Origin of the sequence: Bacillus sp. CH30_1T (assembly GCF_008364765.1) — a bacterium.
Lineage (GTDB): Bacteria > Bacillota > Bacilli > Bacillales > Bacillaceae_B > Rossellomorea.
Genome location: NZ_VTUY01000001.1, coordinates 596,970 through 622,117 on the forward strand (window position 1 = coordinate 596,970; position 25,148 = coordinate 622,117).

The 25,148-nt window shown below is 41.5% G+C and carries 22 protein-coding genes and 1 pseudogene; 6 read left to right on the plus strand and 17 right to left on the minus strand.

Annotated features, from left to right (window positions below):
- Positions 1-387: 387 nt before the first annotated feature.
- From F0342_RS02760 to F0342_RS02795, 9 genes are all read right to left on the minus strand, one after another.
- A complete protein-coding gene (locus F0342_RS02760) occupies positions 388-2,169 on the minus strand; it encodes an ABC transporter ATP-binding protein (RefSeq protein WP_149154506.1) in 1,782 nt (593 codons plus the stop codon).
- Entirely contained in the window at positions 2,162-3,850 is a 1,689-nt protein-coding gene (locus F0342_RS02765; protein WP_262481623.1) for an ABC transporter ATP-binding protein, read from the minus strand. The genes F0342_RS02760 and F0342_RS02765 overlap by 8 nt, the downstream gene beginning before the upstream one ends.
- 299 nt (positions 3,851-4,149) lie before the next feature.
- Positions 4,150-6,339 carry a beta-propeller domain-containing protein gene (locus tag F0342_RS02770; RefSeq protein ID WP_149154508.1) on the minus strand — a complete coding sequence of 730 codons (2,190 nt, stop codon included), beginning with the start codon at positions 6,337-6,339 and terminating at the stop codon, positions 4,150-4,152.
- Positions 6,340-6,500: 161 nt separating this feature from the next.
- On the minus strand, positions 6,501-6,956 hold the full coding sequence (locus F0342_RS02775; RefSeq protein ID WP_149154509.1) for a threonine/serine exporter family protein: 456 nt from the start codon (positions 6,954-6,956) through the stop codon (positions 6,501-6,503).
- Between the two features lie 45 nt (positions 6,957-7,001).
- Positions 7,002-7,763, minus strand: coding sequence for a threonine/serine exporter family protein (locus F0342_RS02780; RefSeq protein ID WP_148967249.1), 762 nt, complete (start codon positions 7,761-7,763; stop codon positions 7,002-7,004).
- Positions 7,764-7,933: 170 nt separating this feature from the next.
- The gene (locus F0342_RS02785; protein ID WP_149154510.1) at positions 7,934-8,524 is read right to left on the minus strand and encodes a DedA family protein; all 591 of its coding nucleotides are present in this window, start codon (positions 8,522-8,524) and stop codon (positions 7,934-7,936) included.
- A gap of 258 nt (positions 8,525-8,782) precedes the next feature.
- Entirely contained in the window at positions 8,783-9,082 is a 300-nt protein-coding gene (locus tag F0342_RS02790) for a hypothetical protein (RefSeq protein ID WP_149154511.1), read from the minus strand.
- Positions 9,083-9,303: 221 nt separating this feature from the next.
- Positions 9,304-9,426: a hypothetical protein gene (locus F0342_RS25265; protein ID WP_262481608.1), complete on the minus strand. Its 123-nt coding sequence runs from the start codon at positions 9,424-9,426 to the stop codon at positions 9,304-9,306.
- Positions 9,427-9,589: 163 nt separating this feature from the next.
- Entirely contained in the window at positions 9,590-9,916 is a 327-nt protein-coding gene (locus F0342_RS02795; RefSeq protein WP_149154512.1) for a thioredoxin family protein, read from the minus strand.
- Between the two features lie 127 nt (positions 9,917-10,043).
- Here F0342_RS02795 and F0342_RS02800 point away from each other — a divergent pair, with 127 nt between their 5' ends.
- Positions 10,044-10,367, plus strand: coding sequence for a YflT domain-containing protein (locus F0342_RS02800; protein ID WP_149154513.1), 324 nt, complete (start codon positions 10,044-10,046; stop codon positions 10,365-10,367).
- Positions 10,368-10,403: 36 nt separating this feature from the next.
- Here F0342_RS02800 and F0342_RS02805 read toward each other — a convergent pair whose 3' ends face one another.
- The 4 genes from F0342_RS02805 to F0342_RS02820 all read right to left on the minus strand — a co-directional run bounded on the left by F0342_RS02805 (position 10,404) and on the right by F0342_RS02820 (position 14,570).
- The gene (locus tag F0342_RS02805; protein WP_149154514.1) at positions 10,404-10,946 is read right to left on the minus strand and encodes a histidine phosphatase family protein; all 543 of its coding nucleotides are present in this window, start codon (positions 10,944-10,946) and stop codon (positions 10,404-10,406) included.
- A 78-nt stretch (positions 10,947-11,024) separates the two neighbouring features.
- Positions 11,025-11,840 carry a ZIP family metal transporter gene (locus F0342_RS02810; RefSeq protein WP_149154515.1) on the minus strand — a complete coding sequence of 272 codons (816 nt, stop codon included), beginning with the start codon at positions 11,838-11,840 and terminating at the stop codon, positions 11,025-11,027.
- A 319-nt stretch (positions 11,841-12,159) separates the two neighbouring features.
- Positions 12,160-13,782, minus strand: coding sequence for a hypothetical protein (locus F0342_RS02815; protein ID WP_149154516.1), 1,623 nt, complete (start codon positions 13,780-13,782; stop codon positions 12,160-12,162).
- 2 nt (positions 13,783-13,784) lie between these two features.
- A complete protein-coding gene (locus F0342_RS02820) occupies positions 13,785-14,570 on the minus strand; it encodes an ABC transporter ATP-binding protein (RefSeq protein WP_188048371.1) in 786 nt (261 codons plus the stop codon).
- A 220-nt stretch (positions 14,571-14,790) separates the two neighbouring features.
- On the opposite strand from F0342_RS02820, the gene F0342_RS02825 reads away from it, so the two are divergent.
- The 4 genes and pseudogenes from F0342_RS02825 to F0342_RS02840 all read left to right on the plus strand — a co-directional run bounded on the left by F0342_RS02825 (position 14,791) and on the right by F0342_RS02840 (position 18,573).
- A complete protein-coding gene (locus F0342_RS02825; protein ID WP_149154517.1) occupies positions 14,791-15,186 on the plus strand; it encodes a GntR family transcriptional regulator in 396 nt (131 codons plus the stop codon).
- Positions 15,173-16,074, plus strand: a pseudogene (locus tag F0342_RS02830) (ABC transporter ATP-binding protein). The gene F0342_RS02825 and the pseudogene F0342_RS02830 overlap by 14 nt, the downstream one beginning before the upstream one ends.
- Positions 16,046-18,016: a DUF6449 domain-containing protein gene (locus tag F0342_RS02835; protein ID WP_149154518.1), complete on the plus strand. Its 1,971-nt coding sequence runs from the start codon at positions 16,046-16,048 to the stop codon at positions 18,014-18,016. Before F0342_RS02830 ends, F0342_RS02835 begins: the two are co-directional and overlap by 29 nt.
- Positions 18,017-18,042: 26 nt before the next feature.
- A complete protein-coding gene (locus F0342_RS02840; RefSeq protein ID WP_149154519.1) occupies positions 18,043-18,573 on the plus strand; it encodes an RNA polymerase sigma factor in 531 nt (176 codons plus the stop codon).
- An 84-nt stretch (positions 18,574-18,657) separates the two neighbouring features.
- On the opposite strand, the gene F0342_RS02845 is transcribed toward F0342_RS02840, so the two are convergent.
- From F0342_RS02845 to F0342_RS02855, 3 genes are all read right to left on the minus strand, one after another.
- On the minus strand, positions 18,658-19,380 hold the full coding sequence (locus F0342_RS02845; protein WP_149154520.1) for an amino acid ABC transporter ATP-binding protein: 723 nt from the start codon (positions 19,378-19,380) through the stop codon (positions 18,658-18,660).
- Positions 19,377-20,033: an amino acid ABC transporter permease gene (locus tag F0342_RS02850; RefSeq protein WP_188048384.1), complete on the minus strand. Its 657-nt coding sequence runs from the start codon at positions 20,031-20,033 to the stop codon at positions 19,377-19,379. The genes F0342_RS02845 and F0342_RS02850 overlap by 4 nt, the downstream gene beginning before the upstream one ends.
- Before the next feature lie 155 nt (positions 20,034-20,188).
- Positions 20,189-20,998: a basic amino acid ABC transporter substrate-binding protein gene (locus F0342_RS02855; RefSeq protein ID WP_188048372.1), complete on the minus strand. Its 810-nt coding sequence runs from the start codon at positions 20,996-20,998 to the stop codon at positions 20,189-20,191.
- Between the two features lie 256 nt (positions 20,999-21,254).
- Here F0342_RS02855 and F0342_RS25610 point away from each other — a divergent pair, with 256 nt between their 5' ends.
- Positions 21,255-22,118 carry an STAS domain-containing protein gene (locus F0342_RS25610; protein ID WP_149154523.1) on the plus strand — a complete coding sequence of 288 codons (864 nt, stop codon included), beginning with the start codon at positions 21,255-21,257 and terminating at the stop codon, positions 22,116-22,118.
- Between the two features lie 73 nt (positions 22,119-22,191).
- Here F0342_RS25610 and F0342_RS02865 read toward each other — a convergent pair whose 3' ends face one another.
- Complete coding sequence (locus F0342_RS02865; protein WP_149154524.1) at positions 22,192-24,936, minus strand: GTP-binding protein; 2,745 nt, start codon at positions 24,934-24,936, stop codon at positions 22,192-22,194.
- Positions 24,937-25,148: the final 212 nt, after the last annotated feature.

The window sequence follows — 25,148 nt, forward strand, 5'->3', positions numbered from 1 at the left end:
TCGTTTAGGTATATCAAACGACTCAAGGAATTGCCCGCGGCTGTTTATTATCTGCAAACAACGTTCAAGATATAAATATATTACTTGTGATGTTGCAAGTTACAGAGTTGCCTTTATCCGATTAAGGCAGCACCAAAGGGATTGCTAACGGGATGATTAGCTCCTTTATAACATAAAAACACCTCAAAAGTACTGACTTTTGAGGTGTTTTTTATGTTCTGAATGGCGTTCGTATTTCCCTCTGTTTCGCAGTCGATTCCCAATTTTTTTCAAAACTCCTACTTTTATTTTCAAATTTTGCATTTTATTTTCAATTTCACCGATTTTATTTTCAAATCTTAGAATTTATTTTCAAAATCCGATTTCCCGCACAGATTCACTCAACCATCAGCCGCTCTCCCTCAACTGACTATGATACAATCCATGATAGAACCCTTTCTGCTTGAGAAGCTCATCATGAGATCCCCGTTCAATGATCCTTCCTTGATCGAGGACCAGTATTTGATCGGCCTGGCGGATGGTGTTAAGACGGTGGGCCACCACTACACTTGTTCTCCCCTTCATCAATCGTTTGAGGGCTTCCTGAATCTTTAGCTCTGTAATCGTATCGATGCTACTAGTGGCTTCATCAAGAATAAGGATGGACGGATTTGAAAGGATCGCTCTTGCAATGGATAATAATTGTTTCTGTCCCTGGCTGATCCCACTGCCATCATGTCTTAATAAAGTATCGTAACCCTCAGGCATCTTCTCTATGAAGGAATGGGCATTGGCCAATTTCGCCGCATCCCTTACTTCTTCATCGTCCGCATCGAGTCTGCCGTAACGGATATTGTCTGCAATCGTTCCTTGAAACAGGAAGCTATCCTGCAGGACAAATCCCATTTGCTGACGAAGGCTCTTTCGTTTAATGGTTTGTATATTCTGATCGTCAATCTCAATGGTGCCTTCATTCAGTTCATAGAAACGAGACAGCAGATTGGTAATCGTAGTTTTACCTGCTCCTGTCGGTCCGACCAAAGCAACGGTCTCACCCGGTGTAATAGTGAAGGATACATCCTGAAGAGTTTGGTCCCCTTTTTCATAGGAAAAGGATACATGCCGAAACTCCACTTTCCCTTCAACGGAATCGATTTCCACGGCGTCCTGCTCATCCTTCGCTTCTTCCTCTTCATCTAAAATTTGAAAGACACGCTCAGCACCGGCAATGGCTGATAATAACGTGTTGTATTGGTTTGCGAGCTCATTCAACGGACGGGTGAATTGACGGGCATATTCAGCAAAGATAACAATCACTCCAATGGTTATCATACCATTTAATGCGAAGATCCCTCCGACTCCGGCAATGACGGCAAAACTCAAATTGTTCAACACATTCATAAGCTTCGGGATGAACCCGGAATAGGTATCAGCCCAATAAGCAGCCGTTCTCAATCTTTGATTTTTTTCTCCAAAATCCTTTATGGCAACATCCTCACGGGAGAAGGTTTTAATGATGCTATGCCCCGAAATCGTCTCTTCGATATAGCCGTTTAGCTCTCCGATATTTTGTTGATATTGTTTAAACAAACGTCCTGTCCTTTTCGTAATCCACTTCATACCGAGAGCCATCAGAGGTACGATGGTTAATGTGATCAAGGTAAGCAATGGACTGAGCCAGAGCATGATCGTGACGGTCCCTACTAACGTCAGGACACTGGATATGATTTGAATGAACGAGCTATTCAACGTGGCACTTACATTATCAATATCATTTGTCACCCTGCTCATTAACTCCCCATGCTTCCGTTTATCAAAGAAAGGGATTGATAGTTGATGCAATTGATGGAAAAGGTCCTTCCGCAAGCGATAGACTGTATCCTGGGCCACACCGATCATCCAATAATTTTGGAACCACACGGACAGGGAATGGAAGATGTATACGGCTATTAAACCTAAAACAAGCCCAATCAATCCGGAAGTTTCTTTCGTTACAATGTATTCATCAATCGCTTTTCCCACTAGGAAAGGTCCCAGTAAAGCAGCTGCCGAACTGATGAACACCATTAGAATGACGAGATACAGGATCACTTTCATTTCGGAAAGGTAGTTCCAAAGACGACGCAGCGTCCCTCTTGCATCTTTCACTTTATCGCTTTTCCCCAATTTTTTTCGCACATGCCTAGACATGATGTATTTCCTCCTCTCCGAATTGAGATTGAAAAATCCTCTTATAGAGAGAGGAGTCTTCTAATAGGGAGGTATGGGTCCCCTCTCCGATTAACACTCCATCTTCCAAGAGCAGAATCGTATCAGATTCCATGGCCGTACTTATTTTTTGGGTAATGATCATCGTCGTACATTCGTATTGCTTGAGGGCTTGAAGCAGCTTGGATTCTGTTTTCAGATCCAAAGCACTCGTACTATCGTCCAGCAATAGAATCTTTGGTTTTCGAATGAGTGCTCTCGCAATCGACAGACGCTGTTTCTGTCCTCCTGAAAGGTTGACCCCCTTTTGACCGAGTACTGTATCATATCCATGGGATAGATTCAGGATGGTCTCATGGATTTGGGCATCCTTTGCAGCTTGGATCATCTCTTCCCTGGTGGCATCTTCTTTTCCCCAAAGGAGGTTTTCTGATACGGTTCCAGAAAACAATACTGCTTCCTGGGGCACGTACCCAATATTTTTCCTTAGATGATCCAAAGAGATGGAGCGGATGGATTGACCGTCTAGTTCCACAGACCCTTCAGTCGCATCGTATAGTCGTGGAATGAGTTGGAACATGGATGTTTTACCGGATCCGGTTGCTCCCAGGATCGAAACCGTTTCGCAAGCCTCCACTTTAAACGATACGCCTTCCAGCACCTTCCCACGGGTTGAAGGGTATTGAAACGACACATTTCTAAATGTAATCTCTCCATTCACCACTGTGTTTTCCTGTCGTACTTCCTCTCCGTCTTTCAAATCAATCTCGGTTTGCAGAACCTCTTCTACCCTGCCGGCGGAAGCTCTTGCCCTTGAAAAGCTCGTAATGATAAATGAGAAAATTGAAAAAACAGAAGAGATTCTCGTAACATATGTGACGATCGCTACGACTTCTCCTACCTTTGCTCCTCCTGAGGCCACATCTATACTTCCGAACCACAAAACAGATAGGAGGGCCAGATTCATCACGAGCATCAAAAGTGGCATGATGATTTCCATAAAACGAAGAGCCCTCACAGTTCGATCCTTCAAATCTTCATTTGCACCATGAAATCGGCTTTCTTCATACTTGCTTCGTGTAAAAGCTTTAATTAACCTCATCCCGGAGAGGTTTTCCTTCATGACCTCGTTTACTTTGTCGAGTCGGGATTGAACTCTTTCAAAAAGGCTCCATCCCTGCTTCAGGACCCATAACAGGAACATCCATAAAACCGGTATCACGATTAATAATATAAGGGCAAGTCGAACATTGACGATGAGTGCCATGATCGTTGATCCGACAACAAGCAGCGGGGCTCTTAGCATAATGCGTAAACTCATGAAGATCGTATTCTGCAACTGCCTTACGTCATTGGTCATCCTGGTGATCAAGGATGATGTCGGGAGCTTATGAAAGCTTGCAAAGGAAAACGACTGAATCTTTTTATATAAGCTTTCCCGCACATCATAGCCAAAGCCCTGACTCGTATGAGCGGCGAAAAATGAATTCGTCACGCCTGATATAAACGCGAGGAGAGACATCCCTACCATGATGAAGCCCCATTTCATCACCACATCCAAGTCTCCATTCATGATTCCTTCATCAATAATCCGTGCCATAAACAGCGGATTTAATAGTTCAACAGCAAGCTCTACCAGCATTAAACTCCAGGCAACCGCCATGGCAATACGGTAAGGCTTTAAAAAACGTATGACTTTCAAATGAACACCCCTCCGACAAAAAGCTTCCATTATGTATATATGTATCATCATATCGTTTTTTTATGCCGGGTGGTAGTTGGAAGTGTTCATGCAGAAGTTGAAGGTCAATTTGGTAAGTTGTATCGAATATCACCTACTAAAAAAACCACACGATCTAAAAGACCGTATGTTTTTTGCACTTAATGATTGAAAGGAGGTGTATCCGTTCCGCCATTATGAACATAGAAAACCCTTAAGGCAAAGCACCTTAAGGGTTTTCATCATGGGAGATCAATCGCGTTTTCTTTTATAAAATCGTCTAAAGAGTAAGCAGTCACTCTCTTATGTGATACCGTATAAAGCTGATTATCAATATATAGGAGTCTTTGAATCTGATCTTCCCACTGTTCGTAATATTCTTTGCTTTTGTTTTCTTCTTCTGTGAGCTGAGACTTTAAAACGATTCCTTTTTCAGGTGTGATTTCATAAAGGAGGGCACCTTGATAGTCAAAATCCAGTTCATGCCTGCCTTCCTCTTTTTCATGATAAACAGAAATGGGAAAGCCATATAGATTTCTTGAAGGTTCATGAAGCAATGCTTTGTGATCTTCCAACAAATAAGAGTGAGTACCCGCACCCCCTATTATTTCAGTGTCCGTTTCCTTTGGATGCTGAAAGTCTGTAATATCAAATAATGAAACCTTCATTCCCTGTCGAACGATTCTGGGTTCCTCATTGGCTGCTTTGTCATCATCCACCACTTTCGTATCAAACCCAAACCCGATGAGGTGATGCTCGTCTATAGGGTGAAGATAGGTGCTGAAACCTGGAATTTTCAGCTCCCCTAAAACCTTTGGAGCTTTCGGATCTGCCGTATCGATGACAAAAAGGGGATCGACCTGTTTAAAGGTCACCATATATGCCTTATCTCCCATAAACCTGACAGAATAGATTTGTTCTCCCCGGGCTAAATTCGTTACTTCACCAACATTTTTCATGTTTTCATCTAAAATATAGAGAGCATTGGATGAAGGTGAATCACTGTTCCATACCGCTCCTTTTGTCGTTGCAATCCGAAAGTAACCTTTATGTTCATCCATGGAAAATTGATTTAACGCTCTTCCTTCTACGTGCCCTGATGAAGCATATTCAATCTTTCCATCATTTACGGAAAATTTATAAATCTCCGTGTTTGAAGAGGTCGAACTTTTCATAGCATCTTCATTATATTTTTCTACAGCCACATAAAGATTTTTTTTGGACATATACACTTTATCGCCGCTTCCAAGATAGGATTGAACGTTTAGTGAAGCCTTGGGATCATCCATATTCATTGCCGTCAATAAGGTATAATTGGGGGACTGGGACTGTGGAAAATACTTAATATCTTCTATTGGAAGTGGTGTCGTTTCATCACCTGTTAAACTATCTTTCACCCGGGGTCTCAGATCAGGATTCCCCCCCTGTTCAAGCATCCAGTAGTTTGGATACAGATTCGAAATCAAATATACAGTGGAATCAATCTTCCTGGACGTTACATATTGACCTTCAAGCTCAACATGCCTGAGAAGAGATGGTTTTGCTTTGTCCGAGATATCATACAGAAGCGCAACGGACGTCCCGTCTACAGGCATAGTGGAAGCAATTGATTCTTGTTTATCCCCTTGAAAATGTGCAGGCGACCAGCTATTCCCTATGACGAGCAGCTTATCCTTCTGTAAAAATAGATGATGGGGCTGCATATTTTCTTTATAGCTGGTAGAGGATACCACTTTCATTTCTTTCACAGGATTTGCCTTTGTGATCAACAGCCTACGGTCTGTTAATTGGTAAATATAGCTTCCATCAGTCTTCACTATATCCCCTTCGTCAACTCCTTGAACCTGATTATTTGTTTCAGAAAAATTGGATTCCGATTTAGACGACTCTCCAGCTGCACTATCTTCCGATGACTTGGACTCCATATTTCCTTCTCTTCCGAACAGAGAAAACTCTGTATCTTCCTTATTTTTCTTTAAAATTCGTTTAAAATAATTCGTTAGTTCTTCCTTGGATTGAATACTGGGTAGTGTAGAGGTTACAGAAAAGGGTATTTCTGTATCTCCGTCATAAGAAAAACCCCATTTGGTTTTCACTTTCGGAGAGATATGAAGTGTATACTGGTGTGGATTAGAAGGATACCCTTCTGGCGGTGCTTGAATTTGCAGGGTCTTTCGATTTTCATTCAACTTGAAGGAGACATTGATCCTCTCTCCATTGGAGTCTTCTACATAAATGTTCTGAGCCGTCACCGTTTCCTTTTTCAGTGCAGTTGAAAATTGCAGATTCCATGAGTTATTCTCCATCACTAGAAGATCCCCATCCATCTTTCCCTCGGCCTTCACTACAGGTCTTTGACTATACGCAAACGTTCCTAGTGCCACCAACAGCACAATACCAGCAATAATGAACAAATACGATTTCTTACTCATGTATGACCCTCCTCTATTTCTTATTTGTTGATTAGACGTTCTGGAAGGGGAAATGTTACATGGGGTGCGGAGTTTGCAGGGGGATTCATTACGTCCAACTTTGTTTCTATGCTCTGCTGATGCCAATAAAAAAAGACCTCACAGAAGTAAGGTCCGTCCCTCTATCTCATTCGCCTTGCGCTTACGTTCAGGCGTGCGTTTCGGATGACTTGGTTGATGACTTCCGAGAAGATGAGTCCGATGGCGATAGAGCCTGAAATCATGAAGGCTTTTGCTGCCAGATTGATGGCAGCATTGTAATCGTTTTGCACGAAGTTTCTCATGGCGTCGTACGCTAGCCCTCCAGGTACGAGAGGGATAATTCCGGCTACAGAGAAGATGATGACCGGGGTTTTATACATTTTCGCAAATACCTGACTGATCACAGCAACGACAAAGGATGCAAGTAACGTCGCAAGCACCGCATCCGCGTCATTTAAACTCATTCCTATGTAGATGATCCAGCCTAACATTCCAACAATTCCGCATTTGAAAAGGGACTGCTTTGGAGCGTTGAAGATAATCCCGAATGCAGCAGCGGATATGAAGCTGGTCACTAATTGTTCGATGATGAGCATTCCCTTTCACCTCAATCTTTTTTCCTGATACCAATCAAAGTCACCCTACGTCAGAGTGAAAACTACGGCAATACCCGTCCCGATGGCAAACGCCGTTAAAAAGGCCTCTGCTCCCTTCGATAAACCCGACACCAAATGCCCTGCCATCAAATCCCGGACGGCATTTGTGATAAGGAGCCCAGGAACCAGTGGCATCACCGATCCAATAATAATCTTATCCAGTTCCTGTCCGACTCCAAGCTGGACGAATCCATACGACAACATCCCGATAATAAAGGAAGCAAGAAACTCGGCAAAGAATTTGATCGGAACGAGGCGATGAAAATAAATCAGGCTTGTAAATCCGACTCCGCCCGTGATCAGTGCCGGAATGAAGTCCATCCACATTCCCTGGAACATGATGAGAAAGCAGCCACTGGCAATCGAAGCAGCCAATACCTGAATCACAAAGGAGTATGATAGATCTGATTGATCCAGTTTCTCCAGGGCATTGTATGCTTCTTCAAGTGTTAGGTGCCCCTTACTGATTTGCCTTGAAATACTATTCACGAGGGTTACTTTTTCTAGATCAGTCGATCGCTCGTTTATTCGAATCAGCTTCGTTTTCGTTGGTTCAGACGTTTCAATCGAGAAGATGATCCCGGTAGGCGTCACATAACTGTGAGATTCTGAAATCCCATAAGAAGCAGCGATGCGCATCATCGTATCCTCGACGCGATACGTCTCTGCACCACTTTGCAACATGATCTTCCCCGCCAGCAAGCTGACCTCCATAATGTCATATCTTCTTATCATTTTTGCTTCCATACGATCTCTCCACACGTGCTATTTTTTGAATAGGTCTAGTTTATAGGAAAGAAGGGGTGTAAGCAATGAGGAACGGGTTGATTTTACGTAGATTTAATCTGTGTAGAGGGTTTTAGGGGGGGATTTTTGAGCAACTGTCGAATAAGCTCCAGTCTCCGAATCTTTACTGATCATCCTCCTACTCCCTTTTCTCTCTTCCTTTTAAAGAGAATGTACAAAACAGTGACCAGCACAAACCCTGTCAGGACCAGCAGTTGATATTCTTCTACCATCCCGAGAATCACTTCTCTATCACCCTCATAGAACTTGCCTATACTTAAGAATAAAAAGGTAGACGGAGCAATCCCCAGCATAGTAAGGAGAGAATACACTTTCAGATTCATTTTTGCCATGCCAGCCATGAAGGGAATGACGTTTCCTAAATGAAGGGGGCTTGCGATCGCTACGCTCCAGATTCCGTATCGGCTGAACTTTTCCTGCGCTTCTTTCAGCTTCTTCCGTTTTTCAGGGTTGAGCTTTGCCTCAAGCCTCTCACCTAATTTAAAACTGATAAAATAAGGAATATAGCTCCCCGCTGTATAAAGAATGCCTCCTAACAGAGAAATGACTCCTATCTCCATCCACGTTAATTCTAGAATAAATCCCATTGTTACGATAAAAAGAGTGCCCACAAAAGGGAAAGCACTTCCTTCAATAAATAGAGAAAGCAATACACCCCATATCCCCCACTCTGCCGAATAATTTGCCATGATTTCTTCCATCAAGGTCACTCCTATATGAACGAATACCTTAAGTATAAAAAAATCGCCATCATGCAAACAGTAGCCGTAGAAGTAATTGCTTCTAAGACCTGGGGTGTATTTTCTTCATATAAAAAAATACCAGTCTCTTTATAGGAGCGTTTCCGGATGATCTATGATGCCTTCTAACAAATTCTGTTTTTTTATGTTCAAACCTTTTTATGTTTTATAAACGAAAAAGGATTTTAATAGATAAGAAGGTAACTCTTTCAGACTAGATTAAGGTGACTCATTAAGAGGATCGTGAAGTATGATGACAGGCATTGACTTTGGGGTAACCATGAATCCGTAGATTTTTCCATCCTTGTCCTTATATGCTACAGAATAATCTCCAAACTGGGGTGAGAATTCGACGTTCTGGTATTCGAGGTCAAGATCTTTATACTTAAGGCTCACATACAGATTGGTGGCGATTCTTGCGGTCAGGTGTTGCACACTGGAAATCCGGTTGGCTACTATTATGAGGATGATTGCTAAACCAAGTAACATGACTTTCTTTGTTCCAGACAATCTGATCATTCATCAAGCCCCCTTTTATTTCTTCACGACTACTATACTCCTATACTCTCTATTATATACCTATTCACTGAACCATGACAAAAGAGCTACTTTTTTAGCAGCTCTTTTTTATTGCTATTCTATTTCAGGTGAATTGAACTACTGAATAGGCATGAATCCTACGCTCCAGTAGCCATCCTCATCAAGGTCTGGTCGATTTTTTTATTGAATGTAGAAATTTATCATTGAATCTTTCGCTCATCTCTCAGCACCGCCCCTTCAACGGAATGTCCTAATTGTTTTTTTAGAAGCTTGATGGCCCGATGATGCCATCCCCCCTTAACTTTAAATATTAGTTGCTTCACTAACTCCAAAGGTTTCAATTTCCCCAATAAAAAAGGAGCCGTTTCAAAACAGCATATGATTTTAGATTTCTTTTCCTATGAAGGAAATATCAAGTCTTAAACAAACGTTTACCCCTTTCTACCTTGTCAAATCAACAACATTCACTCTTAATCAAACGTTTGTTTAGTTGTCTAACATCTTCACCAGACGAGTCATTTGGCTATGTAATTCGTCAATTGGAACGAACCGGGCCTTCCTGAACATTTCTTTTCCATCTACAAAAACGATGACGACCGGAACAGTGAAGATGGAGAATTCACCAGCTATTTCTGGTATTTCTTCTGCATCCGCATGAACGGACCTCACATCTTGAAACTCTTCCAATACCCCTTTCACTTGTGGCAATAGAGCGTGACAGACAGAGCAATTGGGTCTTGAAATGTATAGTAAACTCAGCTTTTCTGCAGCAAGTGTAGCATTGATGGATTCTAAAGAATGAACCTCTTCCATATCTTGAGATCTCCTTTCTTTGATTTCACATTACTAATAGGTATACCCACATCTCCATAGGTTTACCACTGGGAACCCGCGGGAAAAGATAAACGACAAAACAATTTCAATGATGGAGGAGATTGAAATGAAACCGACTGTGAAGGAATTTTATGACGATAAGGAATTAATTACAGAAGTTGAGAAGCTTTCTTCTCAAGGTGTGGACAAACATACTCTTTATGTATTATCCCATGATGATGACCGGACGGACAGAGTAGCTGATCGCGCTGACGTTAGTGAAATTGGTGTAAAGGAAACAGGCATAGGGACTGCATTAGGGAACATGATTTTGAAAAAAGGTGACGAACTCCGGAACAAGCTGATGGAAGTTGGATTTTCTCACGAAGAAGCGGATCAGTACGAAGAAAAGCTCGATGAAGGAAAGATATTATTGATTGTTAAAAACTGACCTAATAGAAAAATGACTTAGGATGATTCCCAAGAATCATCCTTTTTTGTCTTTAAAAACATATAGCTTCCCGTTTGCCGGCCTTCTAAACTTAGGGCCACTAAAACCTCGTTTAATCAGCTCTTTTCTCATAAACATCATAATCCCGCCATGGCCTACAATGAGAACGTCCTCACCCTCTTGTATGATCGCATCGACAATCCCGTTGATTCTTTTAAGGATCTCCTTCTTACTTTCAGGCTGAGAATGATGATTAAACCACCAGGCTACCCGGATCATAAACAAATGTAAAAACAGTGGAAGCTTTCTTTTGTAACTGAATAAGGGAGATAGTCTGATTTCCCGCAGTTCCTTCAACGATACGATATCCCCGGCATAGACTTTTCGAGCAGTTACTTCTGCCCTGGTTAAGTCACTTGCATAGCACTTCTTCCATTCAATATCATGAAGATCAACCTCATTCTCTTCTACATCAGACTCATCGTACTCTTCTACCCATTTCATTAGCTCTTCGGATGTCACAAATCTATCAGGATATCCTCTTGTTACTCTAAAATGCCTCACTAGACCAATCTTCACACTTTCGCCCCCTTTATACCATTATACAATCTTTAGAAATAAAAAAAGCATGCGCTCTAAGCCGCATGCTTACTTTTATTAACCTAACGATACGTCTAGAATCATCATCACTACAAATCCAAGCATGAGTCCCAGTGTGGCCAAGTCTGTACTTCCAGAGGATTGAGACTCTGGGATCAGCTCTTCTACTACCACGAAAATCATTGCCCCTGCAGCAAAAGCAAGTGCGTAAGGAAGCAATGGCTGTACTAATAGGACAGCAGCTGCACCAATTACGGCAGCAATGGGTTCAACGATGGCTGAAAGCTGACCATAGTTGAAGGATCTCAGACGTGACATCCCTTCTCCGCGCAATGGAATGGACAGGGCTGCACCTTCAGGCATGTTCTGTATGCCAATTCCGATTGCAAGCCCGATTGCCCCTACCAATGTTGCGTCACCAAGTCCCATTGACGCAGCCCCAAAAGCCACACCTATGGCTAAACCTTCAGGGATGTTATGAAGGGTGATCGCAAGAAATAGTAAGGTTGATTTTTTAAATTTAGTAGGAGGTCCCTCGGCTTTTTCCGCTGAGTTCCCGAGATGCAAATGAGGTACAACAAAATCCAATAATCTAATAAAAAGGCCGCCAAGTAAAAAACCAATAGCAGGGGCGAGCCAAGGAATCTGACCATTTTGCTCACTGAACTCTATCGACGGAGCAAGAAGTGACCAAAACGATGCCGCTATCATGACACCAGCGGCAAACCCGAGCATCATATTCAATGTATGTTTTTCAATTTTGGTAAAGAAAAAAACCGCGGCTGCTCCAAGTGCAGTCAGTCCCCAAGTGACCAGACCACCGAATAGCGCCTGCACAGTTGGATTAAATCCACTTAACCAGTCTATAAACATACGAACCACTCTCCTCCGACCAACAATTTTGAATACTACCATCTTGCATCAAGAAAACTTTCTTTGTCAAAGGAAATGTCATACTACCTATTTACCATAGCCCATCATTTTTCTATATATGTCATTCATATCAAATTTGTGTACATCATTTATACTTCCAAACTCCCATACAAGGTATACCCTAAAGCGGAGGCGGCTCTAGCCGCCGGAGCTGGATGAAACCTAAAGTGGAGGCGGCTCGTTCAGCCCCGACAAGCATAAGACAAACATACCATGACAAAAAACGTCCCCGCCTAAAAAAAAGACAGAGACGTACTTCTTATTGATCCCTAATGGCTGTTTTCCATAAGATCAGATTGACGACCAATAATATGACGAGATAGCCAGGGATACCGAACGGAACCTGCAGAGACAGGTAATGCAGACCCAAAAACACACCCACGATAAGATAGAACGGCAGGACCTTCCAGCTGTCGCTTTGCTGGACGCCTTCGAAGCTTTCGGAAAAAGGCAGTGCTCCCCTCATTAAGCTGAGACAGATAACAGTAAATATACAGGCACTAATAAAGACGATGACAATCTCAGGGATCACCCGGTAACCAAATAGAATGATAAAGACAATGCTTATCAAGGCATACAAAGGAAGGAACAGCTTCATAAGGAATGCTTTCAATGTCCCTTTGTAGATCGAAGCCCTGCTAGAAACAGGTGCTACTTTGTAAACCCATGATCCCTTGTATTTCCCTGAATAGCTGAGCATCATCACTACAGTGGGAATGACGATGAAGCTTGAATAGATGGATAGATACATACTTGAAGTCAGTAATTCTACCCTCGATCCTTCCATTAACCCATTGAAGATGAATATAAACGGCATGATAATGGCAAATCCAAGGGCAGGATACACCTTTAACTTAAATTCCCTTTCATTTTTCATCATATAATGGGCCAATCGATAAAACGCCCGTTCTTCGTTCGACTTGGACAATACCTTTATGATACCATCCCCGAATCGGAAATAAGCTTTCTTCTTTTTACCGCCATGTGAAGATAATTTCTGAAGATTCTTCTCAAAGGTCGGCAATGATTTCACGTAAACGATAAGGGCAATGATTGGTAATAGTACCGCGATACATGAAAGAATCAGGTTCATCACCTGGTGGTTACCGTTCAGCATCCATTCAAACGGCGCTGCGAACCAGATGGGAGGCAGAAAGATATTCCACCACTTGGGTGTAAAAGAAATCGTTAAATCGACAAATTCAAAAGACCGTGCCACAATCTGGTATCCCACTGCAAGTCCGATGGATAATCCGATCTGAACATAGTTGATGATGTCTTTCAGCTTTTCCCCATCGAAGTATTGGAGAATGAAATAATAGAGCATGGCCGTAAACACCACAATGAGTATGTTCATCAGAATGATCCCTGAGAGGAATAGTAAAAAGAATGAAAGACCATGATTGATCAACCCTACAACCAAAGGAATCGCTGTCAAAGAACCTGTCAGGAAAAACAGATAAATAAATACGTGAAGCGTTTTAGCCAGGCTGATGGTTTTTCTTTCGACAGGCTTGGTAAAGAGAATCGTATGGTCCCGGATGTCCAGGATGACAACTGAGAAATCCGAAATCATGGAGGTCATCACGATGAAAATGAGCACGGTAAAGGTGATACTCATTTGAAAGATGTATTGATCTCCCATCAGAATGAAGGGAATGACGAATAATCCAAACAAAGCATACACCCAAAGGGATTTAATAAAGCGATTCTCATCCTTCCCCTTCTTCCTTCCCTGCTGCTGAAAGATCGTAGGCACGCGCCTTTGATCCATCGTAAGTTTGACTTGAAGTATTTTTCTCAATAACCGGTAATCGAATCCAAGCCTTGTAAACAACCCTTGAAACCAGTCCAGAAACAGAAGTGTACGAAATTCCTTCATGCTTACATCTCTTGCACAACAGAAACAATTTCCGCTGCCGTTTCCTTATGTTCATTAAATCCGGTTAATTGATTGAAGATTTCCTCAAGGGATCCTTCCATATTCTGATTCTTTAATTCTTCAAAGCTTCCATCTGCCACGATTTGTCCGTTATGCAGAAGAACGATGCGGTTGCTGATTTTTTCCACAACATCCATGATGTGAGAGGAATAGAATATGGTTTTCCCCTGCGCGGCAAGCTGGGCGAGCAGCTCTTTGAAAATCATAACCGAATTGGCATCCAACCCGTTGATGGGCTCATCCAGAAATAATACATCGGGATTATGTAATAAACTCGAGATGATCAGGATTTTCTGCTTCATCCCTTTTGAATAAGACGCGATCCTCGACTCATATACTTCGGAAAGTCCAAACAATCCGATGAGTTTCTCCGCTTTCTTCTTGGCTGTTTCATTTTCCATTCCATATAACTCCCCCATGAAAGTGAGGTATTCTTCTGCTGTCAGGTTATCATAAAGATCCGCCATCTCAGGCACATAGCCGATCCGTTTCTTGTATTCTACGGAACTGGTAGATATATCTTCACCGAATAGCGTCACCTGCCCCGAATATTCTTCTTCAAGGCCAAGGATGATCTTGACGGTCGTACTTTTCCCTGCACCATTCGGACCAATATAACCGATGATCTGTCCTTTATACACATCCAGCTGGACACCCTTTAACACTTCCTTGCTCCCAAATCTCTTCTTCAAATCCTTGATCGACAATATCGGTTCTCGCACTTCCATATGAATCCCCTTTTTTCTTTAGATATGCCTATATGCTAACATAAATTCCATTATATGGTCAGATGATAATGGAATTTACCCGCTTTACCTTCCTATTCTTTGCGCTGCATCCCCTTCCGAAATAATTTTTATTTCCCCACTTCCCAAACTGGTAGAACTTGTTATATACTTTAACTGTATTAAGACACATAGTACACTTTATTCAGTTGGGAGGGTGGATATGTTTGAACTTGATTTAAGAAGTCGAAAGCCCATTTATGAACAATTAGTCGAGAAATTAAAAGAGTTAATCATTAATGAGGTGTTGAAGCCTGACGAACAATTGCCTTCCGTTCGTGCCTTGGCTCAGCAGCTGACCATAAATCCAAACACAATCCAAAAAGCTTATAGGGAACTTGAAACTCAAAGGTTCATTTATTCTGTGAAAGGACGGGGTAGCTTTGTTAATCCATCAAGTCACATTCAAAACGCGGAGAAAATCATGAAAGTAAAAGAAGAGTTGTCTAAACTTTTGTCTGAAGCTCTATATTTAGGGATCACGCCTGAAGATTTAAAGCAGATGATTGCTGACATCGAGGCATCTGTAGGAGGGAATCAATCTGATGATAGAGATTAAAACATTAAGTAAATCCTTTGAAGGTACTAAAATCATTCATGACGTTTCCTTCTCTGTTCAAAAAGGATCAATCTATGGACTGCTCGGATCGAATGGTGCAGGAAAGACGACACTACTCAAATCATTTCTGGAGTTCTGAAGCCCGAAAGCGGTGACATTTATTTAAAAGATCAACCGGTCTATGAAAATGTCCAAACGAAAGAAACCCTGGTATTCATTCCTGATCAACCGTTTTTCTTCGCTCACTATACCTTAAATCAAATGGCAAAATTTTATCAAAGCACCTATAGCCGTTGGGGTGAGCATCAATATAAATCTCTTACCTGCCTATTTGGGATAGATCCTCACAAAAAGCTTCATAAGTTTTCGAAAGGCGTCCAACGTCAAGCAGCTTTCATTCTTGCATTATCCACTCAACCGGAAGTGCTCATTCTGGACGAACCCCTTGACGGATTAGACCCTGTCGTTCGTAAAAAGGTAAAAAGCGTACTGATCACAGAAGTTGCCAACCGGGAGATGACTATACTTATATCCTCTCATAACCTGCGTGAAGTGGAAGATATGTGTGATCATATCGGAATTTTGCATCAAGGGAGATTTTTACTGGAGAAAGAGCTTGATGATTTGAAATCCGGGATTCATAAGGTTCAGTTGGCCTTCAAAGGCGAGACGCCTCAGAATCTCTTTACCGAGCTTGACCTTCTGCACGAAGAGACCAGGGGAAGCGTATCCCTCTGCATCGTAAGGGGTGACGAACAACATGTGAGAAGCATAATCCAGCCTTATCATCCGGTGATTTTTGATATGTTACCGCTGACCCTTGAGGAAATATTTGTTTATGAAATGGAGGACGTCGGATATGCCATCCAAAACATCATGGATCAATAAGGAAGTCATCATTCAAAGCCTTCGGAATGTTGGGTGGATAGGGATCGTTTATTTTATCGGACTTCTCTTTTCTTTGCCGGTTGACATTATCGGTAAATTATCCAACGACAATCAGCCCTATCCAATTGCCATTTACGAGAACCTATTTAAAATGCAATACCCGATCCAAATGGGTTTGATGCTGTTCGTTCCAGTCATCTTATCCCTTTTCCTTTTCCGTTATTTACATGTAAAGCAGGCTGCAGACTTTATGCATAGCCTTCCGCTGACACGAAGCAAATTGTTTTACCATTTTACCGTTACAGGATTTGTCATTCTCATCATACCAATTGTACTGAATACAGCGATTTTACTTTCCCTTTATTCATTAACGGATCTTCATCAATTTATTAGTGTTCAAGACATTTTCATATGGTGCGGCATCACGATCATTATGAACACCCTTCTGTTCACAGCCGCTACCTTTGTGGCCATGATAACGGGACTAACAGCTGTACAAGGAATAATGACTTACATCCTGCTCTTATTACCGGCTGGAATGTTTATGCTCGTATGCTTTAGCTTAAAAAATCTATTATATGGATTTCCAGAGGAGTATTTCTTCAATATCCAAATTGAACAATATTCCCCAGTCATCAAGGCCGTATATCTTGAGAATAAAATCTTTTCCGGATTAGATGTGACATTATTCATAGCTATCACTCTCCTACTCTATGTTTTATCGTATGTATTATATAAAACGAGAAAAGTAGAAGCAGCATCACTTGCCATTGTATTTCCTGTCCTCCGACCCCTGTTCAAATTTGGAGTCGCTTTCTGTTTCATGCTCGTTGGCGGTATGTACTTTAATGGAATCTATCAAGAGTCGGGATGGACCTTATTCGGCTATTTTATAGGTTCATTCATTGGCTATTATCTTGCAGAAATGGTTTTACAAAAACATTGGAGAGTGTTCCGTCATTGGAAGGGCTTTGCCGGGTTTGCCGTGGTCATCTCTCTTATCGGTTTATTCATTCAGTTCGACTTATTCCAATATGAAAAGAAGATTCCTGAATTTGAAGATGTAGAAAAAGTGCATGTAAGCCCAAGCTACTATTCCTTGACAGACAATCCGGAATCACTCATTGATGAACCATTCATAAGCGAAGCTAAAACAATTGAAGCGGTTCTGGACCTTCATGAGGAAATCCTTAACAACCAAGATCAGAATGAATTTCCCCCTGACGGTAGCGAGCAAATCTTTTTCTATTACAAGATGAAAAATGGCAGTAAGCTGGTGAGGAACTACCAAGTGAATATAGACGATTTCAAATCCCAGTATGCTTCACTTTATGAAATGAAAAATTATAAAGAAACGACGGAGCAAATCTTCGCCGTTGATTCAAGCAAGGTAGACAAACTATCTATTTATTCTGATTTGGGGAATAGACAGAGTATAAGTATTGTCGATCCGGTACAAATCAATGAAGCCATCGGGATTTTAACAGAAGAAACCTATAATGATACGTTTGAAGATCGCGACAGAGTGAACCTTTATAACGTTGAATTACTTCTTTCAGAGAATCAGTGGATCCATGTAGGGGTACGTAATAACGATAAGAAATTCGAATCTTGGCTACAGGAGAATGGATACCTTGAAGATATAAGGGTAACTACATCTGACGTTGAGTGGATGTACGTGATCGATCAAGAGCGTTACCGTAACCGTCTGTTCAACGACATGGATCCAGATGCCGCAGCCCTGGAGTTAAAGAAAGAAAGCAAAGGGATCGAAATAACGGATTCCAAACACTTAGAAGCCATCATGGATCAATTAGTATACAACCAGATGACCAATGAATATATGGTGATCATCAAGTATAAAACCCACGGAAATGTCGAAGTGCGAGGATTAAAGGCTGAAGATACACCTTCATTCCTGAAGAGTAAAACGGACAATTGACAATAGAAAGTCGAGGTGAACCACATATGGACATATTACAAATGCAAACATCTCCTCTCACGTTAGAGGAGATGTTTGAACAATTTCATAAACTGATTTACCATATCGCTTATACTATTACACAGGATGCTCATCTATCACAGGATATCGTTCAAGAAACCTTTCTCAAAGCCTACATCAAGATGGATACTTTACTCGATGTGACGAAAACAAAGTCCTGGCTCACTTCTATCGCAAGATGTACAGCAATCGATTTCATCCGAAAAGAATCGAAACGCAATGAAGTCTATTTGGAAGATGAAGAAGAGGTTCAATCAATACAGGATTATAACCCTCTGGAAATGGAAATTGAAGCACGGTTTCTTAAGAGCAGTATTCAGGAAAATATTAAGAGGCTGCCACTGTCTCAGCAGGAAGTCATGTCATTGAAAGTGACACAGGATCTTAGTGATGGGGAGATTGCTTTAAAGCTAAACCTCTCTCCTTCCACCGTCAAAACCCGTTTTCACCGGGCAAGGAAGCAGCTGTATTCGATCGTTTATGCACAGACTGCATAGGAAAAGGAGCCTTGTTTAAGGGCTCCTTTTGTCGTTCTTGTAATCATTTGCGTTTGAAAGAATATGTAACTTACAATGCCTCCATTATAGCACTTTACTTAAAAACGCCTGGGTTCGTTCATGTCTCGGATTACCAAAAAGCTCAGACGGCAGGTTTTCTTCCACGATATACCCTCCGTCCATAAAGATGACACGATCCCCGACTTCTCTTGCGAATCCCATTTCATGGGTTACGACCACCATGGTCATACCTTCCTTCGCCAGTTGTTTCATTACTTCCAGCACCTCTCCTACCATTTCAGGATCAAGGGCTGAAGTAGGCTCGTCGAACAGCATGATTTCAGGCTCCATGGCAAGTGCCCGTGCAATGGCGACCCGCTGTTTCTGCCCTCCTGATAAGGAGTCTGGGTACACATAAGCCTTTTCAGATAGCCCCACCTTTTCAAGTAGTTCCAATGCCTTCTGCTCCGCTTTATTCTTTTGCCACTTCCTTACCTTCATCGGTGAGAGCATAATGTTCTGGATCACCGTCTTATGAGGGAACAGATTAAATTGTTGAAAAACCATTCCCACATCGGTTCGGACCTTATTGATGTCTGTTTGTTTGGCAGTTATATCCCGGTCCTTAATATAGACATGACCATCGGTAATCGATTCTAAAAGGTTCAAACAACGCAGAAACGTTGATTTTCCTGAACCCGATGGCCCTATAACTACAACCACTTCTTGCGGTTCGATATTGACGTTAATATCTTTCAATACTTCTAATTTTCCAAAGGACTTCTTAAGATTCACTGCTTTAATCATTCGGTTGCCATCCTCCGCTCAATATAGTTTAGTAGATACGTAAGAGATAGAGTAAGGATTAAATATATGATAGCGACTGCCAGGTACGGTTCCCATACACGATAATATTGCCCCTGCATGGCCCTGCCCCAGTACATAAGCTCTGGAGCAGCAATGACCGCTGCCAGGGAAGAGTCTTTCAGTAACACGATAAACTCATTTCCAAGTGGTGGAATCATCCGCTTGAATGCTTGAGGGATAATGATATGCCTCATCGCCTGGATATTGGTCATTCCCAAAGATCTGGCCGCTTCCATCTGACCCCGGTCAATGGATTGAATGCCCCCACGGAAGATTTCGGCGATATACGCAGTGGCATTCAACGATAATGCCACTAATGCAGACACTGCCGGATTAATTTCCGACATGATCATTGGCATCACACCAAAGTGAATGAGTAAAATCTGTACGAATAATGGCGTTCCTCTAAAAAAGTTTATGTACCAAATGAAAGGTGTTCGAACTAGAAGGTAAGGGGATATTCTGAATATCCCCATCAGCAGTCCGAAGATTAAGCCTAAAAAGATGGCTCCCACCGATAAACCGATTGTTAATAGTGCTCCCTTTAGAAAAAAAGGTAAGTATTCCCCAATAATGTCCCATCTGAAATCCAGCATATCATAACTCCTTTTGTCTCGGTAACGGCGTTATCCCGCTTGCCTTTTCAATAGTAGTAATTAGGTTCATATAAAAGGGGCAGGTGAAGAAGTAACAATCCTCTTTAAAATCAATAAAGAAAATCATCCCTTTCACTACGCCCCTTGTTCCCTTATTCTGCTTGTTCTAATAAAGCGTCAGTGTTCGGTTCTGTACCAAACCATTCTTTATAAATATCAGCATATGTTCCATTTTCAATCACTTCTTTAACCGCTTTATCAAATTCAGACTTCAACTCACTGTCTTTCGGAAACATTAAGCCATAAAATTCAGATTCGAAGTTTTCCGGATCTTCCACTGTATTGAAATTGTCATCCGGATTGTTTTTCACATATTCATTTACAACCGTATTATCTGTTACAACAGCATCGACTTGACCTTGCTTTAATGCCGTAATGGCTACTACATTGTTTTCGTATTTAGAGATATCAGGGCTGTTCTGCCCAACTATTTTCTCAGCTGCCGCCTGACCTGTCGTTCCATTTTGAACCCCGATCTTCAGGCCTTTCAGGTCCTGGGCACTTTTGATATCCACACCTTCGCCAAACATGATCATGTGAGTGGATTCAAAGTAAGGATTGGAAAAATCAAACGTTTCTTTACGATCATCATTGATGGTGATCCCGGAAATCCCCATATCGACTTCCTTGCCGCCTTGAACTGCTGCAAATAACGGATCCCATCCAATGTTCTTCACTTCGTACTCATAACCGGCTTCTTTCATAACGGCCCCTAAAAAATCAATATCAAATCCGACAATTTCCCCTTTATCCATATATTCAAAAGGAGCAAAGGCTGCATCGGTTCCCACTACAAGCTTTTCTTTTTTATCTCCGCTTGCTTCTTCACTTCCACAGGCAGTCATGATTGCTGCCATTCCAATCATTAATACTAGAAATAATCCTCTTACTTTCTTCTTCATCATTGGCCCCCTAAATTGTTTGTATTTTCTAATAATTATAATTATACATATATTTTACTAGAAAACCAATAAATTTTAGAAGATTACTAGTATTCAGACTAATCCTTATCTACTAGTATGGATTTTTTTGTGTATTTTTTGCATACCAAAAGAAGTATTTAATTTATTTGTTTTTTGTCATTTCAACCTTTAACATTGACAGTCCCTTCTATAGGTTTCAGAATAAGAGTATAAGCCAAGTTTAAAGGGAGAGTTTATGGATACACATTCGTCTGATTTATATGAATACTTAGTTGATCATGCCTTAGATTTCACTGAAGACTGGTTGAAGTTCCAGAATATAAAATCCGGATCTCACTATTCTCCTGATTCTCCGACAGAGGTACACAACAAAATAAAAGAACAAAATTCTAATTATGTGAAGATCATCGCCAAATGTCTGTTACTTTCTCAAGGAGAGTCAAAGGAATTGATATATAACTGGACTTCACAAACAGCTGCAGATCGAAGTAAATCCAATACGACTCTCGATGAGGTTGTTCGTAACTCAAGTGTGTTCAGAAGAGTGTATTGGACGTATGTCGAAAAGTTTGTGGAAGAATCGAACGTAAACATCCAGTTGAAAGAAGTATTTGAGTGGGAACGAAAGATCAATTTCGCATTGGATTATGTGTTAGAAACGTTCACTTCCACGTTCCTGAACATATTAATGAATCGACTCCAAGCACAGTCTAACCTGATTAAGGAATTAAGTACGCCTGTCATTTCTTTAACTTCTGAGGTTGGACTCCTTCCCATCATTGGAGAAATCGATACGACACGTGCCCGTACGATATTAGAAGCAACCCTTCAACAAAGTGCCGATGCACATTTATCCATGTTGATCATCGACTTATCCGGTGTGGTATTGGTTGATACCATGGTCGCTCAGCAAATCTTCCATCTCATCGATGCCTTAAAACTACTTGGAGTAAAGAGTGTCATCACAGGGATTCGTCCGGAAGTAGCCCAGACAGCCATCCATTTAGGATTGGATTTCTCCAATATCCATACTGAAAATTCCCTTGAGCGGATCATCGCTGATGTGATTCAGGAAAATAGCGAATTTTTGCAGGTGTAGGAAGATGGACGCAAAATAAAAAGACTGATTCTCGCGGGGCAACCACCCCTACTCTAGAATCAGTCTTTTTTTATTAAGAATAATGATGAGAAGCTTTATAACTCGCTTTCACCATATATTCATGCTGAAGCAGTTTCACTTCGAATAAAGTGATCGGGTCGAAATATCGCTCCGGATTTGCTTTCATTTTCTTTAGCGTTTCTTTGTCGCTTGCAATATCTGTTACTGTATCTTTAATTGTGACGTCCAATTGTTTAAATGGCTCTGCAAAGAAAGAGTGAACATCCTGTTGCAATGATTTTTCGAACAAATCAAACTGAAGGAAGAATTTACTCACGACAGATGCCGTGATATCCTGATAATCTTCGTTCTCTAAATAGCGCTTGTATTGATTGTAGAGTAACGACTTATTCTGAGGTAATACACCTAACAGCTTCCCGGCACTCTTTAATAGGAACTGAGCCGGATTAAAGCGCAATAGAATATTCTCCTTATCAATCTGGGCTCTCGTGCCCATTCTGCTTACATCCCGGCGCCAGTCGTCCATTACTTGGAAATCACATTGCAATACGACTTTATCCTTACCGAATAACTCGTTGAAGGTTTCACTCATCTCATTTAAATAGTTCTGGCTGTCTTGAAGCTCTTGCTTTGAAAAGCCAAGCCACTCCTCAAGAGATTTGACATAACGGGGCATGAGATCATCTTGGATATACCCTTGAATTCGCGTATTCATCGCTTCATTTAACTCTGTATGGATCTGTTTGAAATCACTTTCTTCACTGATCAGATCAGAACAGCCGCTAAGGATACTAGGAATTTTCTCAGAGATTTCCTTCTTCATCGCTTCTTTCTTTTTATGGAAAGAATCCTTAATGACTGATACCTTATCGCTCTGCATGTCACTCAAGTAGTTTTCAAAGCCGTTCAATCGTGTCAGGATATCTTCATTCTTCTCGATTGTCTCTTTCAATTCATTTTCACGATTCTTACGTTTTAAGTAAAGATCTCTTAATGTTTTTCTGACCAGGTAAAATAATTTGGCTCCACGTTCCGCTTTGAGCACGTTTCCATTCACCAAGTACTGTTTCTTTAGGAAGGACTGAACATCCTGTCGTTGCAGATGAACGGCTTCCAGGGATGAATATGGTAACACCTCTGCTTCCGGGAACCATTCCCGGGCTTTGTTTCGGGCTGATTCAATGATCTCTTCTGTACGGTCGGAATGAGATACTTTGTCCATCTTATTTAATAAGAAATGTACGTTCACAGGTTGTCCGATTTCCGTTAATTTTCTTAAGGTTTGTCTGTCCTCTCCATTAAACGGGGCATCGGCATTCAAGACATACAGTAATCCATCAGCTACAGGATAAAAGGCTGTTAGATCATCCAGATGCCTTTGGCCGTTTTGAACATCAATAATGGCACTTCCATTTTTCTTAAGAAACTCAGACGGGAGCTTATATTCTACGAATGCTTCTCTTTGCATCAGCTCTTCAAAATCAGCGATGCTCTCTACTTTGTGAACTCCATGATCGTGAATTTCCTTCACTTCTACCTGCTGATCATGGTAGCTATAAATGATGGTGGAGTCTTCAGCCTCGCCGACGCTCTCACCTAAAACAGATTGAACGAAGGAAGACTTTCCGCTTGAGCCACTCCCTGCGATTAATAAGTGGTGTTCACTCAAATCCATTAACTGCTCTGCAATCCATTTTGTTTTATAACCTACAGAAGCATCATTTCGTTGTGACCAATCAATAATTTTATTTAAGAACAGTATAATGTCTTCAAAGCGGGCTTGATAGGAGTCTCCTTCCAGCAGAATCATTTCCGCCTCATCCGTCACCATCTGTTCTATGCTGTAAGAAAAGACATCATTCCAGGCTAATACGGCAGCTGCCGGGAAAAGTGGTTGATGATCCCTGCTCACTTTCAGCCAGTTGCTCAGCATGCTTGGCATAAAGCCTTCCAGGTCTTTCACTAAGTAGTTGCCTTCTAGGAACCCTACGTATGCTTCTTGGAATTGGGATAGGATGTCCTCCCATGATTCGTTCGGGAGTATTTCTACATATTCAAAGATTGTATTGACCGTCAGCATCCATTCAATATGGGCGACCGGATTGCTTCTGTAACTTGTCCATAGAGAAGACACGAGGTCCTTAAATTGTTGACGGTCCTTTTCATAAACCGCAATCAATAAATCGTAGAAATAGGTAGGCGCAAAGGATGTTGTGAAACCTTGATCCCCATACTCCCTCAGAATCATGAACCAAGCAGGATCCTGGGTACGGATCGATTCCTGAACCGCGAGTTCCACGGCATTATTCCAGTCCTCTTGTTCTTCATAAAAAGCCCGGGCGAGTTCAGTTACGTTGGGATAATCAGGATCGATCGTCATGGCTTTGTCGATGGTACGATAAGCTGACTGGATCTTATTTCGTTCGGTATAAAGAGAGAATAGCTGCAGGGCTACTTCCAGCGTTAAAATCGTGCTTTCCGTTTGGATAGCTGTATAGACATCCTCCGCTGACGATAACAACCCAAGCTCATAGTAAGAATCTGCGATATTCTTCTTTGCCCAAGGTTCTAATTCGTTCTGGATGCTTTCCCATTTGAAAATAGCCGCTTCATAGTCCTTGCTATGAAAATAGACCTCACCCTGAGCATAGCGAATGAACGTTAAATCATACGGCTCATTTTGCTGCTCTTCTACAAAAGCTTGACCAAGCACTTCAATTGGATGACGGTTCGTGTCATAGTCTACTAAAAAAGTTCCATAGAATGACTTTTCCATTAGTAATTTTTCTTCTGTCATAATGTCCTCCGTTATATGTGGATCCCCCTGTTCAAGGAACCTCACAGACTAGTCTATTTCTATCATTCTAACAGAATTTCGTTGGGATAAAATTTCATTTCCTTTTCAATTTCCGATTGATACTTTCTGCCGTGATTCATAGGAATCACTTCCATTACAGAAGAAAGGACTATCCGTTACTAAAGGCGGCATGTGCCTTTAAAAACAGATAG

Excerpts from the sequence above, each read along its gene's own strand:
- F0342_RS02765 (WP_262481623.1), bottom strand. The coding sequence starts at position 3,850 with ATGGCGGTTGCCTGGAGTTTAATGCTGGTAGAGCTTGCTGTTGAACTA.
- F0342_RS02855 (WP_188048372.1), bottom strand. The coding sequence starts at position 20,998 with ATGAAGAAGAAAGTAAGAGGATTATTTCTAGTATTAATGATTGGAATG.
- F0342_RS02785 (WP_149154510.1), bottom strand. The coding sequence starts at position 8,524 with ATGGAAGAAATCATGGCAAATTATTCGGCAGAGTGGGGGATATGGGGT.
- F0342_RS25610 (WP_149154523.1), top strand. The coding sequence starts at position 21,255 with ATGGATACACATTCGTCTGATTTATATGAATACTTAGTTGATCATGCC.
- F0342_RS02825 (WP_149154517.1), top strand. The coding sequence starts at position 14,791 with ATGTTTGAACTTGATTTAAGAAGTCGAAAGCCCATTTATGAACAATTA.
- F0342_RS02770 (WP_149154508.1), bottom strand. The coding sequence starts at position 6,339 with ATGAGTAAGAAATCGTATTTGTTCATTATTGCTGGTATTGTGCTGTTG.
- F0342_RS02760 (WP_149154506.1), bottom strand. The coding sequence starts at position 2,169 with ATGTCTAGGCATGTGCGAAAAAAATTGGGGAAAAGCGATAAAGTGAAA.
- F0342_RS02790 (WP_149154511.1), bottom strand. The coding sequence starts at position 9,082 with ATGATCAGATTGTCTGGAACAAAGAAAGTCATGTTACTTGGTTTAGCA.
- F0342_RS02795 (WP_149154512.1), bottom strand. The coding sequence starts at position 9,916 with ATGGAAGAGGTTCATTCTTTAGAATCCATCAATGCTACACTTGCTGCA.
- F0342_RS02820 (WP_188048371.1), bottom strand. The coding sequence starts at position 14,570 with ATGGAAGTGCGAGAACCGATATTGTCGATCAAGGATTTGAAGAAGAGA.
- F0342_RS02815 (WP_149154516.1), bottom strand. The coding sequence starts at position 13,782 with ATGAAGGAATTTCGTACACTTCTGTTTCTGGACTGGTTTCAAGGGTTG.
- F0342_RS02835 (WP_149154518.1), top strand. The coding sequence starts at position 16,046 with ATGCCATCCAAAACATCATGGATCAATAAGGAAGTCATCATTCAAAGC.
- F0342_RS02800 (WP_149154513.1), top strand. The coding sequence starts at position 10,044 with ATGAAACCGACTGTGAAGGAATTTTATGACGATAAGGAATTAATTACA.
- F0342_RS02865 (WP_149154524.1), bottom strand. The coding sequence starts at position 24,936 with ATGACAGAAGAAAAATTACTAATGGAAAAGTCATTCTATGGAACTTTT.
- F0342_RS02845 (WP_149154520.1), bottom strand. The coding sequence starts at position 19,380 with ATGATTAAAGCAGTGAATCTTAAGAAGTCCTTTGGAAAATTAGAAGTA.
- F0342_RS02840 (WP_149154519.1), top strand. The coding sequence starts at position 18,043 with ATGGACATATTACAAATGCAAACATCTCCTCTCACGTTAGAGGAGATG.
- F0342_RS02780 (WP_148967249.1), bottom strand. The coding sequence starts at position 7,763 with ATGGAAGCAAAAATGATAAGAAGATATGACATTATGGAGGTCAGCTTG.
- F0342_RS02775 (WP_149154509.1), bottom strand. The coding sequence starts at position 6,956 with ATGCTCATCATCGAACAATTAGTGACCAGCTTCATATCCGCTGCTGCA.
- F0342_RS02810 (WP_149154515.1), bottom strand. The coding sequence starts at position 11,840 with ATGTTTATAGACTGGTTAAGTGGATTTAATCCAACTGTGCAGGCGCTA.